The sequence below is a fragment of the Hypericibacter terrae genome (genome assembly GCF_008728855.1).
GTDB classification, from domain to species: domain Bacteria; phylum Pseudomonadota; class Alphaproteobacteria; order Dongiales; family Dongiaceae; genus Hypericibacter; species Hypericibacter terrae.
The window spans coordinates 4,826,325-4,843,994 of the sequence record NZ_CP042906.1; the positions used below are offsets into that span (position 1 = coordinate 4,826,325).

The 17,670-nt window shown below is 65.8% G+C and carries 15 protein-coding genes; 10 read left to right on the forward strand and 5 right to left on the reverse strand.

Annotation, left to right across the window (positions count from 1 at the left end; translation table 11 throughout):
* Window positions 1-154 precede the first annotated feature (154 nt).
* Window positions 155-1,153 (forward strand): aldo/keto reductase, encoded by a 999-nt coding sequence (locus FRZ44_RS22075; protein WP_151179209.1) that lies wholly within the window; start codon window positions 155-157, stop codon window positions 1,151-1,153.
* A gap of 105 nt (window positions 1,154-1,258) precedes the next feature.
* Here FRZ44_RS22075 and FRZ44_RS22080 read toward each other — a convergent pair whose 3' ends face one another.
* Window positions 1,259-1,747, reverse strand: coding sequence for an invasion associated locus B family protein (locus FRZ44_RS22080; RefSeq protein WP_191908245.1), 489 nt, complete (start codon window positions 1,745-1,747; stop codon window positions 1,259-1,261).
* Window positions 1,748-2,298: 551 nt separating this feature from the next.
* Here FRZ44_RS22080 and FRZ44_RS22085 point away from each other — a divergent pair.
* The 8 genes from FRZ44_RS22085 (at window position 2,299) to FRZ44_RS22120 (ending at window position 12,007) form a co-directional block, all read left to right on the forward strand.
* Window positions 2,299-3,945 (forward strand): acetolactate synthase large subunit, encoded by a 1,647-nt coding sequence (locus FRZ44_RS22085; protein WP_151179211.1) that lies wholly within the window; start codon window positions 2,299-2,301, stop codon window positions 3,943-3,945.
* Between the two features lie 448 nt (window positions 3,946-4,393).
* Window positions 4,394-5,662, forward strand: a complete 1,269-nt coding sequence (locus tag FRZ44_RS22090) for an ABC transporter substrate-binding protein (RefSeq protein ID WP_151179212.1) — start codon at window positions 4,394-4,396, stop codon at window positions 5,660-5,662.
* 157 nt (window positions 5,663-5,819) lie between these two features.
* A complete protein-coding gene (locus tag FRZ44_RS22095) occupies window positions 5,820-6,686 on the forward strand; it encodes a branched-chain amino acid ABC transporter permease (RefSeq protein WP_151179213.1) in 867 nt (288 codons plus the stop codon).
* Window positions 6,686-7,636 carry a branched-chain amino acid ABC transporter permease gene (locus FRZ44_RS22100; protein ID WP_151179214.1) on the forward strand — a complete coding sequence of 317 codons (951 nt, stop codon included), beginning with the start codon at window positions 6,686-6,688 and terminating at the stop codon, window positions 7,634-7,636. Before FRZ44_RS22095 ends, FRZ44_RS22100 begins: the two co-directional genes overlap by 1 nt.
* On the forward strand, window positions 7,633-8,382 hold the full coding sequence (locus FRZ44_RS22105) for an ABC transporter ATP-binding protein (RefSeq protein WP_151179215.1): 750 nt from the start codon (window positions 7,633-7,635) through the stop codon (window positions 8,380-8,382). Before FRZ44_RS22100 ends, FRZ44_RS22105 begins: the two co-directional genes overlap by 4 nt.
* Window positions 8,379-9,110, forward strand: coding sequence for an ABC transporter ATP-binding protein (locus FRZ44_RS22110; protein ID WP_151179216.1), 732 nt, complete (start codon window positions 8,379-8,381; stop codon window positions 9,108-9,110). The genes FRZ44_RS22105 and FRZ44_RS22110 overlap by 4 nt, the downstream gene beginning before the upstream one ends.
* A gap of 314 nt (window positions 9,111-9,424) precedes the next feature.
* Entirely contained in the window at window positions 9,425-10,723 is a 1,299-nt protein-coding gene (locus tag FRZ44_RS22115) for an Nramp family divalent metal transporter (RefSeq protein WP_151179217.1), read from the forward strand.
* 57 nt (window positions 10,724-10,780) lie between these two features.
* Entirely contained in the window at window positions 10,781-12,007 is a 1,227-nt protein-coding gene (locus FRZ44_RS22120) for an oxalate decarboxylase family bicupin (RefSeq protein ID WP_151179218.1), read from the forward strand.
* Window positions 12,008-12,059: 52 nt separating this feature from the next.
* On the opposite strand, the gene FRZ44_RS22125 is transcribed toward FRZ44_RS22120, so the two are convergent.
* The 4 genes from FRZ44_RS22125 to FRZ44_RS22140 all read right to left on the reverse strand — a co-directional run bounded on the left by FRZ44_RS22125 (window position 12,060) and on the right by FRZ44_RS22140 (window position 16,690).
* A complete protein-coding gene (locus FRZ44_RS22125) occupies window positions 12,060-13,412 on the reverse strand; it encodes a carotenoid oxygenase family protein (RefSeq protein WP_151179219.1) in 1,353 nt (450 codons plus the stop codon).
* Window positions 13,413-13,614: 202 nt separating this feature from the next.
* Window positions 13,615-14,028 (reverse strand): DUF1127 domain-containing protein, encoded by a 414-nt coding sequence (locus FRZ44_RS22130; RefSeq protein WP_191908246.1) that lies wholly within the window; start codon window positions 14,026-14,028, stop codon window positions 13,615-13,617.
* Window positions 14,029-14,261: 233 nt separating this feature from the next.
* The gene (locus FRZ44_RS22135) at window positions 14,262-15,983 is read right to left on the reverse strand and encodes a cation:proton antiporter domain-containing protein (RefSeq protein WP_151179221.1); all 1,722 of its coding nucleotides are present in this window, start codon (window positions 15,981-15,983) and stop codon (window positions 14,262-14,264) included.
* A 167-nt stretch (window positions 15,984-16,150) separates the two neighbouring features.
* Window positions 16,151-16,690 carry a hypothetical protein gene (locus tag FRZ44_RS22140; RefSeq protein WP_151179222.1) on the reverse strand — a complete coding sequence of 180 codons (540 nt, stop codon included), beginning with the start codon at window positions 16,688-16,690 and terminating at the stop codon, window positions 16,151-16,153.
* A gap of 254 nt (window positions 16,691-16,944) precedes the next feature.
* Between FRZ44_RS22140 and FRZ44_RS22145 the strand changes: the two genes are divergently transcribed.
* Window positions 16,945-17,664 carry a dienelactone hydrolase family protein gene (locus FRZ44_RS22145; protein WP_151179223.1) on the forward strand — a complete coding sequence of 240 codons (720 nt, stop codon included), beginning with the start codon at window positions 16,945-16,947 and terminating at the stop codon, window positions 17,662-17,664.
* The last annotated feature ends 6 nt before the right edge of the window (window positions 17,665-17,670 follow it).

A 17,670-nucleotide genomic window follows, 5' to 3' on the forward strand; every position in this document is an offset into this window, starting at 1 on the left:
CAGAATGCCCCTCCGTTCGACGCCGGCTTGGCCTTCTTCGATCCGGCACTATATTCACAGGGTCCGCTTCGCCGGATCGTTGTCGAGCGTCCGCACCGCATGAACATCGCGTCATGTCGGACGTAGAGAATACATTTCCTGTGAGAGGCCATCGATGAGCGTCGCCACCACCCGCCTGGGCCGCACCGGCCTGACCGTCTCCCGCCTCGCGCTGGGCACCATGACCTTCGGGCTGCAGACCGAGGAGGATGTGGCCCGCGCCATCATGAGCAAGGCCGCCTCCGGCGGTATCAATTTCTTCGACACCGCCGATGTCTATCCGCTGGGCGGCGATCTCAAGACGGCGGGGCGCACCGAGGAGATCGTCGGCCGCTGGCTCAAGGGCCAGCGCGGCAATTTCATCCTCGCGACCAAGGCCGTCGGCAGGATGGGCCCGAACAGTTGGGACCAGGGCGCCTCCCGCAAGCATCTGCTCGACGCGATCGACGCCTCGCTGCGCCGCCTGCAGACCGACTATGTCGATCTCTATCAGCTCCACTCCGACGACGCCGCGACGCCCCTGGACGAGACCTTGGCGGCCCTCGATACGATCGTGAGATCGGGACGGGCGCGCTATGTCGGCGTCTCGAATTTCCTCGCCTATCGACTGGCCACGGCGCTGGGCCGTGCCGAGCTCAAGGGCCTGACGCGCGTCGTCTCGGTCCAGCCGCGCTACAGCCTGCTGTTCCGCGAGATCGAGCGCGAGCTGCTGCCGCTGGCCGAGCAGGAAGGGCTGGGCGTCATTCCCTACAACCCGCTCGCCGGCGGCTTCCTCAGCGGCAAGCACAAGCAGGGCGGCGCGCCGACGCCGGGCACACGCTTCACGGTCGGCAACTCGGCCGAACGCTATCAGGAGCGTTATTGGAACGACCGCGCCTTTGCGACGGTGTCGAAGATCGTCGGGCTCGCGGCGGAAGCCGGCGTCTCGCCGACCACGCTCTCGATCGCCTGGGTGATGGCCAACCCCGTCATCACGGCGCCCCTGCTGGGTGCCAGCCGGCCCGAGCAACTCGAAGATTCGATGGCCGCAGCCGCCTATCGGCTCGAACCCGCCCTGAAGCAGAAGCTCGACGAGCTGACGCTCCACTATCGCCGCGGCGACGCCGTGCGGTGAGAGATCGCCGCGATCCGCTCACTTCCTTTTGCTCCAAACGAAAACAGGCCGCCCGTCGGGCGGCCTGTTCGGCGATTCGCAGGCTGGAATTTCTGCGGCGAAGGATTACCTCGCCAGCTCGCGGGCGCGGTGCAGCGCTTCCGAGAACCGATCCAAGCTCACGTCCAGGGACTGCTGCTTCGCGCCCGCGGGCGTGAACGTCAGATGCACGGTCTTTCCCGATTCCATCAGATCGATGATCTTCTTGGATTGAGCCGGGGGCGCCAGCAGGGCGACATCGCCGCTGCTCGAGAACGCCCAGGTCTCGTTGTCCACGCTGATCGTGATCCTGCTGTTCGGCGCTAAGCCGTTGAGCGCGTTGAACGCCACGCGCTCCGAGCCGAAGGTCCGGTTCACGCCAAAGCGGACGAAATTGCCCGCACTGTCGTTTAGCGGCTGGGCATGAAAGGTGTTGCAGAACACATAGTGATAGACCGTGTTCTTGGTGCAGATGACCGTCCAGGACCCGAAATCCTCGTGCTGCACCTGCTCTTCTTCGGATTGTGCGAACGCGCTTGGCACGACGCCGAGAACGCCGACCGAGCCCATCGCCAATGTCGCGCACATCCACAAAGACGCCAAAATCTGTCTACGCATAGTTTCTTCTCCCCACATTTGAAATCGGCCCATTTTGCCCAGGAATACCGCAAGAAGATAGCGGGATCGCCTAAACCCCGGGGCCCATTTAGGAATTTAGGCTTTTGGTCGATTGGTCGTTCGTCCAGCGCCGGCATCCGAGCCATCCGGCATGAGCCTGGTTCGTCCTGTCGCTGATGGTCGCGCGCCGGGCACGAGAAGACCCCGACGTTGGCGAGGCGACTGTCTGCGACGAGCGGTGCCGGATCGCGGATGCTCCGATCGAGACTGGAAAGAAACTGCCCTGCAATCGGCGGGGCGGCGCCAGGGCCGGTTCCCGGCTCCCGATGATCGGCGGGCCGTGGAAATGGCAAACGCTGTCCTTCCTGGCGTCCCTTTGCCGAAACAACGCCAGATTCCTCATAGGTGGGGTCGGAACTTCGCATCGCTGGGCCCTGAAGAGCGGATAGAATTTCCATGCAGAAGGACGGCAGACAGGGCGCCCGCGGGCGCCGATCGAGGAGGATAGGATGATCAAGGGATCCGACCTGCTGGTGGCGGCCCTCGAGAATGAGGGAGTCGACCGGATCTTCGGGATTCCCGGCGAGGAGAACCTCGACGTGGTGGAGTCTATCCGCCGTTCCTCGATCCAGCTTGTCCTGACACGCCACGAGCAGGCGGCCGCCTTCATGGCGGCGACCTATGGGCGCCTCACGGGCAAGCCCGGCGTCTGCATCACCACCCTGGGGCCGGGGGCGCTCAACCTCACGACCGGGGCGGCCTATGCCCTGCTCGGCGCCATGCCGATGATCATGATCACCGGCCAGAAGGGGATCCTCTCCTCGCGCCAGGCGCGGTTTCAGATTGTGGACATCGTCAACACGATGCGGCCCTTGACGAAGTCCGCGCATCAGATCGTCTCGCCCCGGATGATCCCGACCCTCGTCCGCGAGGCCTTCCGCGTGGCCCAGGAGGAACGTCCGGGGCCCGTCCATCTGGAATTGCCCGAGGACATCGCCGCCGAGGCCTGCGAGCCCCTGGCAATGGTGCCGCCCCACCCGGTGGAGCGGCCGCTCGCGAGCGCCGAAGCGCTGGACCGGGCCGCCCGGATGATCCTCGCCGCCGAGCGGCCCCTGATCATGGTGGGCGCCGCCGCCTCGCGGCCGCGTTCGACCGCGGATCTCGCCCATTTCGTGCTGCGCAGCGGAATTCCCTATTTCACCACGCAGATGGGCAAGGGCACGGTGCCCGGCGGCACCGAGCTCTATATGGGAACCGCCGCTCTCTCCGAGCGCGACTATGTGCATGAAGCGATCGAGAGTGCCGACCTCATCATCACGATCGGCCATGACACGGCCGAGAAGCCGCCCTTCATCATGGGTCCCGGCGGCCCCCAGGTGGTGCATGTCGGCTATCAACCCGCCCATGTCGAGCAGGTCTATTTTCCGCAGGCCGAGGTGATCGGCGATATCGGCCCGTCGCTGCATCTGCTGGCCGATCGTCTCGAAGGCAGGCTTGTCAACGCCGCCGCCCTGCTGCCTTTGCGCGAGGGCATCCTCGGCCACATCGCGGCGCGCGCCACCGAGGATCGATTCACCCCGCAGCGGCTCGTGCATGACATCCGCCAGGTGATCCCGCCCGACGGCATCGTCGCGCTCGACAACGGCATGTACAAGATCTGGTTCGCCCGCAACTACCGGACGCGGGTCGCCAATACGCTGCTGCTGGACAACGCGCTCGCCACCATGGGCGCCGGCCTGCCCTCGGCGATCATGGCCGCCATGCTCTATCCCGGGCGCCGCGTGATGGCGGTCTGCGGCGATGGCGGCTTCATGATGAACAGCCAGGAGATGGAGACCGCCGTCCGGCTCAAGGTCGATCTCGTGGTGCTGGTGATCGAGGACGGCGCCTACGGCATGATCCGCTGGAAGCAGGCGGTCGACAAGTTCGCCGATTTCGGCATGACCTTCGGCAATCCAGACTTCGTGAAATATGCCGAGGCCTATGGCGCCAAGGGCCGGCGCGTGTCGGCGATCGGAGATTTCATCCCGACGCTGGAACAGGCCTTTGCCGAAGGCGGCGTGCAGCTGGTCGTGGTGCCGATCGATTATTCGGAGAACATCCGCGTGCTGGTCGACGAGCTCCGCGAGAGACGGCCGGTCGCGGCTGGCGACTGAACGGCTCCTCTCCTTCGCGGCCGGACTGGCCGATCATGGAAGGAATGATCTTGTCATCCGAGGCAGCCGCCTGGCGTCGGCCCGCGGTCACGCGTTACAGTCGCCACACTTGGTAACTTTATCCGTTCAACTCCGCGCGCTCCCGCCAGGGCAAAGCGCGGCCTCGCCACCAAGGTAACACTCCTTCTCCGACTAAAGTCGGATACAACTTCGAACGTCAGCCGGGAACAATCAGACGGCCTGCGCCTTCCGAAAGCGCCTTGCCGTGCCTGCGGCTTTTGCATGTCATCCGGTTGATTCGGCCCGCCCGGACAACGCCTGCGCCGATTGCGATCGCCGCTTGCCCCGCATCCTGCCCCTCGCCTAGGCTCGGAGCCGGGGAGTGTGGGTAAGCCAATGCGCATAACGATGAAAACAAAATCAAACCATCCTGCGGAGGATACTCACCATGATCAGCGGAAGCCTGTTCCGGAGGTTCGATCGGCGTAGTGTTCTGAAGGCGGCCGTCGCCGCCGGCGTCGCGCAAGTCGCCTCTCCTTTCGTCATCAGCGCTCGCGCGGACGACACGGTTAAGATCGGCCTCGACAACCCGCTGACCGGCACCTATGCCGCGCTTGGCAAGAACGAGCAGATCGGCGCCCAGCTCGCCGTCGACCAGATCAACGCCCAAGGCGGCATCCTGGGCCGCGAGGTCGAGCTGTTGGTCGAGGATTCGACGAGCGGCGATGCCGCCACCGCGGTGCAGAAGGCAACCAAGCTGGTCGAGCGCGACAAGGTCAGCTTCCTTCTCGGCAACGTCAACTCGGCCCTGGCGCAGGCGATAGCCAACTACGCCTTCGAGAAGAGCGTGCTCCATATCGTGCCGGGCGGCCATGTCGATACCGTCACCGGCTCGCAATGCCACTGGAACGTCTTCCGCGTCTGCAACACGACACGCATGGAAACCAACTCGGTCTCCAAGCTGCTCCTCGGCAGCTACGGGAAGAAATGGTACTTCATCACCACCGACTACGCGTTCGGTCATGGATTGCAGGCAGGTTTCGAAGCCAGCCTGAAAGCGGCCGACGGCACCGAGCTCGGCGCCGACCTGACGCCGCTCGGCACCACGGATTTCTCGGCCAACCTCATCAAGGCGCAGTCGACCAATCCCGACGCGATCGTGCTGCTGCTGGCGGGCGACGACATGATCAACTGCCTGAAGCAGGCGGTGCAGTTCGGCCTCAATCAGAAGTTCCACATCGCCGGTGCGCAGCAGGAGCTCGAGGTGCTGATGGGTTTGCCGCCCGAGGCGCTCATCGGCGACTGGGTCTTCGAATGGTATTGGAACCAGCCCGGCGTGCCCCATGTCGACCAGTTCGTCGCCGATATCCGCAAGGCGAGCGGCGGCAAGGTCCCCACGGCGCGCACCTGGTTCGGCTACGCCTCGGTCCAGACTTGCAAGCTGGCTGCGGAGAAGGCGCAGTCGCTCGAGGCCGGCAAGATGGCCCACGCCCTGCAGGGCCTGGAGCTCCCGCCCGAAGTCGCGCTCATGCCCAACACCGCTTATTACCGCGCCGGAGACAATCAGCTGATGCCGACGCTGTTCGTCGGCCAGTCGCAGCAGGCGCCGGCCGGCGGCGACCCGGCCGACCTGTTCAAGGTCAGCCAACTCATGAAGGGCGACGAGGCGGCGCTGCCGGTGGCCGACACCGGCTGCAAGATGACCTGGCCGTCCTGACCGATGAAGAAGCAGCGGCCGCCGCGAGCGCTCGCGGCGGCCGACGGCCGGGTTCCTAAGGGACATCTCCGGTCGTCGAGCCATCGGGACTGACGCGCGTGGAAGGCGCAGGAATTCGCTTCGGAAGATCCAAGCAGGGGGCATCCGGAACCGCCGCATGACAACGCTGCTGCTCTTCAACATCGTCAACGGCCTCATCATCGGCGCTTTCTACGCGCTGATGGCCCTCGGGCTGTCGCTGATCCTCAATCTCTCCGGCGTGATCAATTTCGCCCATGGCGGCTTCCTCGCGATCGGCGGCTATCTCGCCTACACGCTGATCCCCTATATCGGCTTCTGGGGGGCGCTGCTGGTTTCCCCCTTCCTCGTCGCCTTCTTCGGAGTCGCGATCGAGCGCGTCCTGATCAGGCGGCTTTACGGGCGCGATCCGCTCTACAGCCTGCTGCTGACCTTCGGTCTCGCCTTCATGATCCAGGACGGGACGCGCTTCATCTGGGGGGCGCAGAGCCTGCCTTACCAGATCCCGGCCGTGCTCGCGGCCCCCTTGAGCTCGAGTCTGTTCTTCCTGACCGGCTATCGCGTCTTCATGATGGCGCTGGTCGCGGTCGCGGTGATCGGCCTCTTCCTGATCCTCAACCGCACGCGCCTGGGCCTGCGAATCCGGGCCGGCACCTTCGACCTCGAGACGGTGTCCGTCCTCGGCGTCAATGTGCGCGTGCTGCGGAGCCTGAATTTCGGGCTCGGTATCTATCTGGCGGGGCTGGCGGGCGTTCTCGCCGCCGGCATGCTGGGGCTGCAGCCGACCATCGGCGATTCCCTCATCATGCCGAGCTTCATCTCGATCATCGTTGGCGGTCTCGGCAGCCTGCCCGGCACGCTGGCCGGCGGCCTCCTGATCGGCGCGGCCTCCGGCATCACCACCGTATTTTTCCCGTCCGCGAGCGAAGCCGTCATGTATGTGATCATGGCCGCGGTGCTGATCGTGCGGCCGCACGGGCTCCTGGGCGAGGAGGGCCGCTTCTAGTGCCTGTGATCGACAAACGCGTCGGCAATATCCTGATCTGGCTGCTGCTGTTGACCGCACCCTTCTGGCTGGTGGGACTCGGCGGCTATGTCGAGCTCGGGACGCGGGTGGTGATCTACGCGCTGGCCGCGATGGCGCTCAATTTCCTGCTGGGATATACGGGCGTGCTGTCCTTCGGCCATGCCGCCTATTTCGGTCTCGGCGGCTACGGCACCGCCATGACTATCAAGTTCCTCTATCCGAGCACGCCCCTCGCGCTCCTGGTCGGAGTCGCCGTCGCGACCGTGGCCGCGGGGCTGATCGGGCTCCTGATCGTGCGGCTGCGCGGCGTCTATTTCGCCATGGTCACCATTGCCTTCGGCCAGGTGTTCTATTTCATCGCCTTCAAATGGAGCTCGGTCACCGGCGGCGACGACGGCTTGAGCGCCTGGCAGCGGCAGCCGATTGATCTGGGCGTCGCCACGCTCGACATCCTGGGCAACAACAAGGCGCTCTATTATTTCGTGCTGGCGGTCTTCGCGGTCTGCGTCGGCGCCATGGCGTTCCTGCTGCGATCGCCCTTCGGCCGCACGCTCATGGCGATCCGCGAGAACGAGCGTCGCGCCCGGTTTCTGGGGATTCCCATCGATCGCCATATCTGGTTCTCCTGGGTGATCTCCTGCTTCTTCGTCAGCGTCGCCGGCGGTCTTTACGCGCTGTTGAGCGATTTCATCGACCCCCGCGCGATCCGCTGGGACCAGTCCGGAAACTTCGTCATCATGGCGGTCCTCGGCGGCATGCGCAGCTACTGGGGCCCGCTCATCGGCGCCGCCATTTTCCTGGTGCTGCAGGACTACATCTCGAGCCACACCGAGAACTGGATGTCCTTCGTCGGCCTGTTCTTCGTGCTGATCGTGCTGTTCTTCCCGCGCGGTGTGCTCGGCCTCATCAAGCGGAAGAACGTGTCGTGACGCTTCTCAAGGTCGAGAACGTTTCGAAGCGCTTCGGCCAGCTGGTCGCCGTCGACGATGTCTCGATGACCGTCGAGCCTGGCGAGCTCAGGGCCGTGATCGGCCCCAACGGTGCCGGCAAGACCACCTTCTTCAACCTCATCAGCGGATTCCTCACCCAGTCGTCGGGACGCATCCTGTTCGACGGCGGGGATATCTCGACACTGCTGCCGGCCCGGCGCGTCTGGCGCGGCATCGCGCGGACCTTTCAGATTACGGAGGTGTTTCCCGAGCTGAGCACGCGGGAGAATCTGCGGATCGCGGTCGAGGTTGCGGCCGGATACCGGACTCGGATCTGGCTTCCGCGCCAAGTCAATGCCGAGATCGAGGCCCGCGTCGGCGATCTCCTCGCCCGGAGCGGTCTCGACGACAAGGCCGACCGGCTGGTCGGCGAGCTTTCGCATGGCGATCAGCGGGCGACCGAGATCATGATGGCGCTGGCGCTCAGGCCGCGCCTTCTCCTGCTCGACGAGCCGACGGCCGGCATGGGCGAGCAGGAGACCTATGACATCACCCAGCTCATTCGCAAGCTGCACAAGGACGAGAAGCTGTCGATCGTGCTGATCGAGCATGACATGCGCGTCGTGTTCCATCTGGCCGACCGCATCATGGTGCTCGCCGAAGGCAAGATGCTGGCCGAGGGCACACCCGGCGAGATCGCCGGCAACGAGGTGGTGCAGGCGGCCTATCTGGGGAAGGTGGCATGAACGCGCTCGAAGTCGAGGGCCTTCACACCTATTACGGCAAGAGCCACATCCTGCAGGGCGTGAGCTTCGAGGTCCACGAAGGCGAGATCGTCACCCTGCTGGGCCGCAACGGCGCCGGCAAGACGACGACGCTGCGCAGCCTGGTCGGGCTCACACCGGCGCGCAAGGGAACGGTGCGGGTCTTCGGCCAGACGACCACCCACTGGCCGCCCTTCCGCATCGCCAGGCTCGGCCTCGGCTATGTGCCCGAGGGACGACGGATCTTCCCCAATCTGACAGTCGACGAGAATCTGCGGGTCCCCATCGAGCGCGCCGGCCCCTGGACCCTCGCGCGCATCTATCAGCTGTTTCCGCGCCTGGCGCAGCGCAAGACCAACAAGGGCCGGCAGCTTTCGGGCGGCGAGCAGGAGATGCTCGCGATCGCCCGCGCCCTGCTCCTGAACCCGAAGCTCCTGGTCCTGGACGAGCCGTCGCAGGGCCTGGCGCCCCTGATCGTCCAGGAGGTCTTCCGGGTCGTGACCTCGATGCGCCAGGAGGGCATCTCGGTCCTGCTGGTCGAGCAGAATGTCAGGGCGGCGGTCGAGATCGCCGACCGCGCCTATGTGCTGGATGACGGCCGCGTCGTGTTCGCGGGTATCGCCGCCGAGTTCGCCAAGGACGAGGCGCGCGTCCGGGCGCTGGCCGGCGCCAGCGCCGAGGAATGGGCGCCGCCGGCCGCCCGAGCGTAGCCGCCGGCGACCAGCCGCCGTCGATCGTCCCTGGAATTCCATCTCGCGCGCCGGTTCGTTGCCGGTTCTTCCGACGCGACGTTCCGAGGCTGTGATCGCTCGTGGCTATCGCCGAGCGGCGGACCGATGCGGCAATCGGCAGCATCTTGCGGCTTTTCGACTAATCCTGCCGCGCCGTTTCCCTGAGGCGGAATTTAGCTGGAAGCGATGGACGCTGAACATATTTCCATTGCAACGAGTCATGTCGCTCGAACGGCGACCCCCGCATATGTCGATCGACCCCGCCTGGCGGATCGCGGCACAGGAGCAGTCTGATGGCGATGGTCCAGCCGAGTCTGGCCGAAGTCCACCGTTCGGTCTCGGTGAATGCCGGTTCCCGCTTCTGGCAGAAGCTTCTGGCATTCTCCGGTCCGGGATATCTCATCGCCGTCGGCTATATGGATCCCGGCAACTGGGCGACCGATCTCGCCGGCGGCTCGGCCTTCGGCTACAGCCTGCTCTCGGTCATCCTGCTGTCGAATCTCATGGCGATCCTGCTGCAGGCGCTGAGCTCCAAGCTCGGCATCGTCATGGGACGCGACCTCGCCCAAGCCTGCCGCGACCATTACTCGCCGCCGGTCGTGTTCGCTCTCTGGCTGCTCTGCGAGTTGGCCATCATCGCCTGCGACCTCGCCGAGGTGATCGGCACGGCGATCGCGCTGAAGCTCCTGTTCGGCATTCCGCTGCTGGTCGGCGTGTGCCTGACCACGGCCGACGTGATGCTGATCCTGCTCCTGCAGCACAAAGGTTTCCGGAGGCTCGAGGCCTTCGTTCTCAGCCTCCTCATCATCATTGCCGCCTGCTTCGCCTTCGAGATCGCGCTGGCACGGCCTGCCATCCGCGATGTCCTGACCGGATTCGTCCCGACCCTCCAGATCGTCACCGATCCCGGCATGCTCTATGTCGCGATCGGCATCCTCGGCGCCACGGTCATGCCGCATAACCTCTATCTGCATTCGTCGATCGTGCAGACCCGGGACTTCGATCGCACCCCTTACGGCCGGCGCGAGGCCATTCGCTTCGCCACGCTCGATTCCACGATCGCCTTGACCTTCGCGCTGCTGATCAACGCGGCCATCCTTGTCCTTGCGGCGGCCGCATTCCATGTCGCCGGCTTCAGCGGCGTGGCCCAGATCGAGCAGGCACACGCCCTCCTGGCGCCGGCGCTGGGCGTTTCGGCGGCCAGCGCCGTCTTCGCGGTGGCGCTCCTGGCGTCGGGACAGAACTCGACCGTGACGGCGACCCTGGCCGGGCAGGTGGTCATGGAAGGATTCCTCCAGATCCGCATCCCTCCCTGGCTCCGGCGGCTCGTGACCCGCCTTCTGGCGGTGGTGCCAGCGGTCGTCGTGACCGCGCTCCACGGAGAGAAGGGCACGGCGGATCTGCTCGTGCTCAGCCAGGTGGCTCTCAGCATGCAGCTCCCCTTCGCCGTGGTGCCGCTGGTCAGGTTCACCAGCGATCGGCGCAAGATGGGATCCTTCGTCAACCCGCGATGGCTGACGGCACTCGCGATCCTCGTGGCGGTCGCGATCATCGCACTGAACGCAAAGCTGCTTCTGGACGTCGTCTGGTGAGTGAGGCAGCGGTTTCCGGGGGACTTTTCCGGGGGCAATCGAAAGCGAGACAACAACATGGCAAATATCTCACGTCGTAGCGTGCTGGCGGCAACCGCCGCCGGCGGCTTGGCAATGGCGGCGACAGCGGCCAAAGCGGACACGACTCAGACGATACCGACGCCCACGCGCCCGGGGGTGGGTGGAACCGACCCCGGTCCCGGCAATGCGGAACTGACCCGGCAGAACCCGGATCTCTATGCGCCGCCGGCGACCGATCACGGCACGCTGCCCAATCTGCGTTTTTCGTTCTCCGACGCTCATATGCGGCTCGAGCCGGGCGGATGGACCCGCCAGGTGACCGTGCGCGAGCTCGGCGTCTCGAAGAACATCGCGGGCGTGAACATGCGCCTCAATGCCGGCGCCGTGCGCGAGCTGCACTGGCACAAGGCGGCCGAGTGGTCCTACATGCTCTACGGCAGCGCCCGCATCACCGCGATCGATGCGGAGGGACGGAATTTCGTCGACGACGTGGGGGTCGGCGACCTGTGGTACTTCCCGGCCGGCATTCCGCATTCTATCCAGGGCCTCGGTCCGGATGGCTGCGAGTTCCTGCTGGTGTTCGACGACGGCGAATTCGACGAGGACAACACCTTCCTGATCACCGACTGGTTCAAGCACACGCCAGCCGAGGTGCTCGGCAAGAATTTCGGCGCTCCGGCCACCCTGTTCGGGCATACCCCCGATCCGAGCGAGCGGTATATCTTCCCGGCACCGATGCCGGGCCCCCTGGCTTCGGACAAGATCCCCGGTGCAACCCCTGTCCCGCAGAGCTTCAGCCACCGGATGCTGGCGCAGGAACCGATCAAGACGAAGAGCGGCACGGTGCGGATCACCGATTCCAGCAACTTCCCGGTATCGACCACGATCGCCGCGGCGCTGGTCGAGATCGAGCCGGGCGGGATGCGCGAGCTGCATTGGCATCCCAATGCCGACGAATGGCAGTACTACATCGAGGGCAAGGCCCGGATGGGCGTGTTCGCCGCGGCGGGGCAGGCCCGCACCTTCGACTTCCAGGCCGGTGACGTCGGCTATGTGCCCTTCGCCATGGGCCACTATGTCGAGAACATCGGCGACACCCCGGTGCGTTTCCTCGAGATGTTCAAGAGCAGCTACTATGCCGACCTGTCGCTGGACCAGTGGATGGCGCTCACGCCGCCGGAGCTGGTGAATGCGCATCTGGGGCTCGATCCGCAGGTGATGAACGCGCTGCGCAAGCAGAAATCGCCCATCGTGCCGGCATGACGGACCCTGGCCGCCGGCCCCAGGGGTCGGCGGCCGCTGTCTGGCGCCGGGCTTATGCCGGCATCCAGGACCCGTGAAGCCCTGCCGGTACCCGGCGGGGCAGGCGGACGATCGCGATCGGATCGGCGGCGAGATTGCGTGCATCCAGGATCTGGAAGCTGCCCGCCTCGCCGGCGAAGTCGTGGACGAAGGTGAAGATGAAGCCGTCTTCCTCGGCCTTGCCTTGCGGATCGGCGACGAAGACGGGCTCGCACACCGTCTCGCCGTTCGGGAACAGGTGGACGGTCTTCGCCCCGGTCGTCAGGTCGTAGCGGGCGATCGCCTCGAAGGCGCCCCCTTGCCGCGTGTCGCCGGGGCGGGGATCGCGAAGCCCGGCATAGCCAAAGCGGGCCTTGCGGCCGAGATAGGCGTCGTTGACGCGGGAGAAATCGCAGGCCTGCGTATCGATGGTCTCGTCCTGGAGCGTCTTGGCGTCGGTATCGATCACCATGCGATGAAGCTCGAGCCGCTGGGCGGGCGCCGTCAGCGAGTAGGAATCGTACCAGGGAAACACCACCTCGATGCGATTGCCCTCGGCGAAGGCATTCATGGTGTGGAAATTGAAGAAGGGCGCGCCCCCGATCCACTGCACATCGCTCTCGGCCTGCGCGTCGCGGGGAACCACCGCCACCATGGCGCCCTTGTCCGGCTGCCAGGTGACCGGCGGGCCCGACTGCGACGGCGCGTAGATCAGGGGACAAATGAAGGCGATGACATGGCGCTCGGTGATGGCGATATCATGCACCATCGCCCCCCAGGGCGCCTGGAAGGGGAGGATCCGATCGAGCGTCCCCGATCGGCTCGCCCGCAGATAGACCAGGGCCCCCGTCTCCCAGTTATAGGCGATCGACAGGAGCTCGCCGGTGACCGGATCGAGCTTCGGGTGGGCGGACATCACGCTCGGCAGCTTGCCGCCATAGTTGAACAGGCCGACCGTCGCGAGATCGCGGTCGAGCTCATAGGGCACGCCGCCCTCATAGAGGGCGAGATAGCGCCCCGCATGACGGACGATGTTGGTGTTGGCGAGATCGGCATGCGGCGGCGGGCTGAAGGTCGAGTTGTAGAGGCGGCGGCCGGCGGCCCGCTCCGCGGCCAGTTCCTGCGTCACGACCCAGCGGTTCCGGTATCGCGCCTTGCCATTCTCGAGATAGAGCGCATGGACCATGCCCGTGCCGTCGAAGGGATAGGCATAGTGTCCGTCCGGCTGGAACTGCGGATTAGGGCCGTTGCGCATGAAGACGCCCCGGAGGCCCGGCGGAATCTCGCCTTCGACCGTCAGGTCCGTGTCGTCCCGCTCGTCGAAGACCGGCCTGAACGCCCCGATGAGGAAGCGATTCTCGCTGCTCCATGGTTCGGCTTTGATCATATCCCCTGCCCCTGTGTCAGCCGTGGCGGTCAGCGTCCCGAACGGCCATCGGCTTGCGGCCAGGACGCCCGCACCGACCGCCAACAGGCCGCGCCGCGTCACGACGGTTTTGTTACAAGTCACGGGTGAACCTTTCTGGCTCAACTGAGCTGCTCCTCGGATTTATTCGAGGAGGGAGGAGAAAAGTCCAGACAGAAAGCGGTTAGGCCCCGGCGAGCATCCTGCATTGCCGGGGCCTGTCGCAACGGCAGGAGGGTCGGGGGGAACGACATCCTGAACCGGTGCGAGACGTCACGGCGTTATTCCCCGGAGGTCGAGGCATGGCGAACGCGCGGCCGACGCTCGTCGACCAGGCGCGCCAGGGCCAGGGTCGGGCCCTGGTGAGCGGCAGTCTCTCGGCGTCGTAGATGTCGGCCGGCGTCAATCCGATGTCGCGCAGCTGCGCGGCGTCCATCTGGGCGATGCGCCCGAATTCACGCCGGTTGCGGATGACCGCGATCGCGCCGGCGGCAAGCGTGCCGAGCGCAACGCTCTTGGCGATGATGACGCCGGTCGAGACTTTCGCGACGGCGAGGATCGGGGCGGCGGCGAGGGCAATCGTCTGTCCGAGAGACAAGATGGATCTCCTGCGTTATCGGCCTGTCACCGCTGGGGTCAGCGGCGCGGCTCGTTTCCTGGCCCCTGTTGTGCCCCGGAAGGCAGGCCCCGGACTTGCCGGGTTTCGCAGGCAGTCTTCTCGTTTTTGCAATTCGCGGGGACCGACAGAGGGCCCGCAGACGTGAAAAAATATCTTTCCAACACAAACGCTTAAAGGTGTCCCGAGATAGCGGCGGGGACGCCCCTCCGCCGTCAGATCGTCGGCACCGGCGCCGCTTCGGGGCGGTCGCGGTTCATGGCGCTGCGCTGTGCCGCCAGCGCGTCCAGCTGCTCGCGCAGCCGCGGATTGCGGGCCACGAAACTGCGGAATTCGCGCTGGTCGAGGGTCAGGAACTGGCAATAGTCGGTCGCCGTCACGTCCGCCGATCGCCGGGCGCCGCTGAGCAGGGCCATCTCGCCGAAGAAATCGCCGGGGCCGAGCGGGATCAGGCGATCGCCGACGCTGACCTGCACCGTTCCCTTCGAAATGAAATAGGCCGCATCGGGGCGGTCGCCCTTGCGGATCACTCTTTGTCCCGGCGTCGCCGACCGCGGCCGGAACAGCATCAGCAGATCCTCGCGGGCCTGATGATCGAGGTCGGCGAAGATCGGAAACAGGTCGACGAGATTCTGGATCTGCAGGCTGTGCTCGGCCTCGCGGGCCTCCATGCGCTGACGCAATGACGTCAGCTGCGCCTGCAATCCGGCCAACCGCTTCTCGCCATAGGTCCCAGGCCGCAATTTCGCCAGGGCCTTGTCGACCGCGCTGAAGACGAGCGGGTTCAGCGTGATCGAGAACAGGGCGCCCGCAAGGATCAGATCCCGCCCCTCGCCGGGTAGCAGGCCCATGGAAACCCCGAGCCCCGCCAGGATGAAGGAGAATTCGCCGATCTGGGCGAGGCTCGCCGAAACCGTCAGCGCCGTCGACTTGGGATAGCCCATCAGAATGACGATCACGAAGGCGAAGACCGACTTGCCGAGGATGATGAGCAGCAGGACGGCGGCGACCGCCAGCGGTTCGCGGATCAGGATCGAGGGGTCGAACAACATACCGACCGAGACGAAGAAGAGGATGGCGAAGGCATCCTGCAGCGGCAGGGAGTCCGCGGCCGCGCGATGGCTGAAGCGGGACTCGCTCAGCACCACGCCGGCGAAGAACGCGCCGAGCGCGAAGGAGACGCCGAACAGCTTGGCCGAACCGAACGCGATCCCCATGGCCACGGCCAGGACCGACAGGGTGAAGAGCTCGCGCGAGCCTGTGCGCGCGACCTGCTTCAGCAGCCAGGGCACCAGCTTGGGACCGAGCAGGATGGCCAGGGTGACGAAGGCCGCCACTTTCACGAGCGTGATGGCCACGCTCACCAGAAGGCTGCCTTCGGCGCCGGCACCATGCGTGTCGGCGTGGCCGCCCAGCATTTCGCCGATGGCCGGCAGCAGCACCAGGGCCAGCACCATCGCCAGATCCTCGACGATCAGCCAGCCGACCGCGATGCGGCCGTTGGGCGTGGCGACCGCATTGCGGTCCTCCAGCGCGCGCAGCAAGACCACCGTGCTGGCGACCGAGAGGCTGAGACCGAGAATCAGGCCGGCCCCCAGGCTCCAGCCCCAGGCCAAGGCAAGACCGGTGCCCACCAGGGTCGCCAGCGCGATCTGGCCGATGGCGCCGGGTATCGCGATCCATCGGACCGCCATCAGGTCCGCGGCCGAGAAATGGAGGCCGACCCCGAACATGAGGAGAATCACGCCCATCTCCGCCAGCTGTCCGGCAAGCCCGCCATCGGCGACGAAGCCCGGCGTGAAGGGACCGATCGCGATGCCGGCGACCAGGTATCCGACCAGCGGCGGCAACCGCAGATGATAGGCGAGGAAACCGAAGCCGAAGGCCAGCACGAAGGCCATGGCCACGGTCGCGATCAGAAGTGCCTCGTCATGCATCGTCTGCGGTCCCTCCACCAATCGAGAACTCGGGCAACCCCTGCTTCAATCATGCGATCCGATCGGGATCAAGTCTTTCGGGACAGGAAGCGCCCGGAATCGAAAAGCCCCGGCTTGGGGTCGGGGCTTTCCCTTGGCGCCGAGACCGGCCGCGAGGCCGGCCGCCCTCATTTCAGGGGAATATCGAAACTGCCGGCGATTTCGCTCTGCTTGGACGGCACGCAGAAATGGACCTGCGCCGGCAGCGTATCCCCGCTGCGCTTGCCGAAGACGATCTGCAGCGATGCGTCGGCCACTTCCCAGAAGCCGATCTCGAGGCTCTTCGACTCGTCGTTCATGCTCCAGCCCTGGATCTCCGGCGAACCGGGCCCGGCCTCGGGCGAATCTCCGTTGAGCCCGGAGCGGAACGTCTTGCCGTCCGGCAGCGTGCCGGTCACCGTGATCGCGGTGAGGTCGAGCACGGCGCCGCTCTTGTCCTTCAAGTAGAAATGATAGACGTCGAAGGTCGCTGGCCCTTGCGTGCGCTGCTCGACCGGATCGAAGGTCACGCTGTCCGCGGCAAACGCCGCACCGTTGAGCGTTCCCGCCAACGGCGTCGCCGCGACGTCGCCCTTGCTGCAATCGACCGTATCGTCGGCGATGGCCGGACCGGCCGCGAGCAGGGCGAAAGCGAAGGCAGCAGCGGCGACGCGTGAAATCGCGGTCATGAGAGCCCCCCGTGTCGGTGCCCGCCCGTCGCCGGACAGCACCATATCCTAGGAATTTAGGGCCTCTCGACGAACCGATCCAGGCAGAAAGGGCGCGGCCGAGAGGGAGCGGCGGCAGATCGGTTTGTTCAAGATCGCCGGCCTCGCGATGTTAGGGTCGTCGCCGTGGCGACGCCCTGAAAGGCGATCCGGCATCGCGGCGCCGGCCCGAGGTCGCGACCGCCTGGGGCCGACGACCGATATGGGAGAAGCCCGTGCGGAACGAAACGATCACCTGCGAGGCGGACGGCATCGCCCTGAAGAGCCAGCTCTTCTTCGAGCCGGCCACCCAGGCGCGGGCTGGCGTTCTGGTGTTCCCGGAAGCCTTCGGGCTGGGCGAGCATGCGATCTCGCGCGCCAAGCGGTTGGCGACGCTGGGCTATGTGGCGCTCGCTTGCGACATCCATGGCGGGGGCCGGCTCATCGGCTATCTCCAGGAAGCGATCGGCGCGCTCGGGCCCCTCTATGCCGAGACCTCGCGCATGCGCGCCCGCGGACTCGGCGGTCTGAAGGCGCTCCAGCAGCGCAAGGAAGTCGATCCCCGTCGAATCGCCTCGATCGGCTTCTGTTTCGGCGGCACCATGTCGCTCGAGCTGGCGCGATCGGGCGCCGACATCAAGGCGGTCGTCGGCTTCCATAGCGGCCTGAAGACCACCGCGCCGAAGACCGATGCCAAATCCATTCGCGGGCGCGTCCTCGTCTGCATCGGCGCGGACGATCCCTTCATTCCCCTCGGCGAGCGCGAAGCCTTCGAATCGGAAATGCGGGAGGCGGGCGTGGACTGGCAGATGCATCTCTATGGCGGCACGGTGCACAGCTTCACCAATGTCGAAGCCGCCAAGCGCAGCCTGCCGCAGGCGATGCACTACTCGGCCGAAGCCGATGCGCGTTCCTGGACCGCCATGCAGGAATTATTCTCCGAGACCCTCAAGTGACCCGAA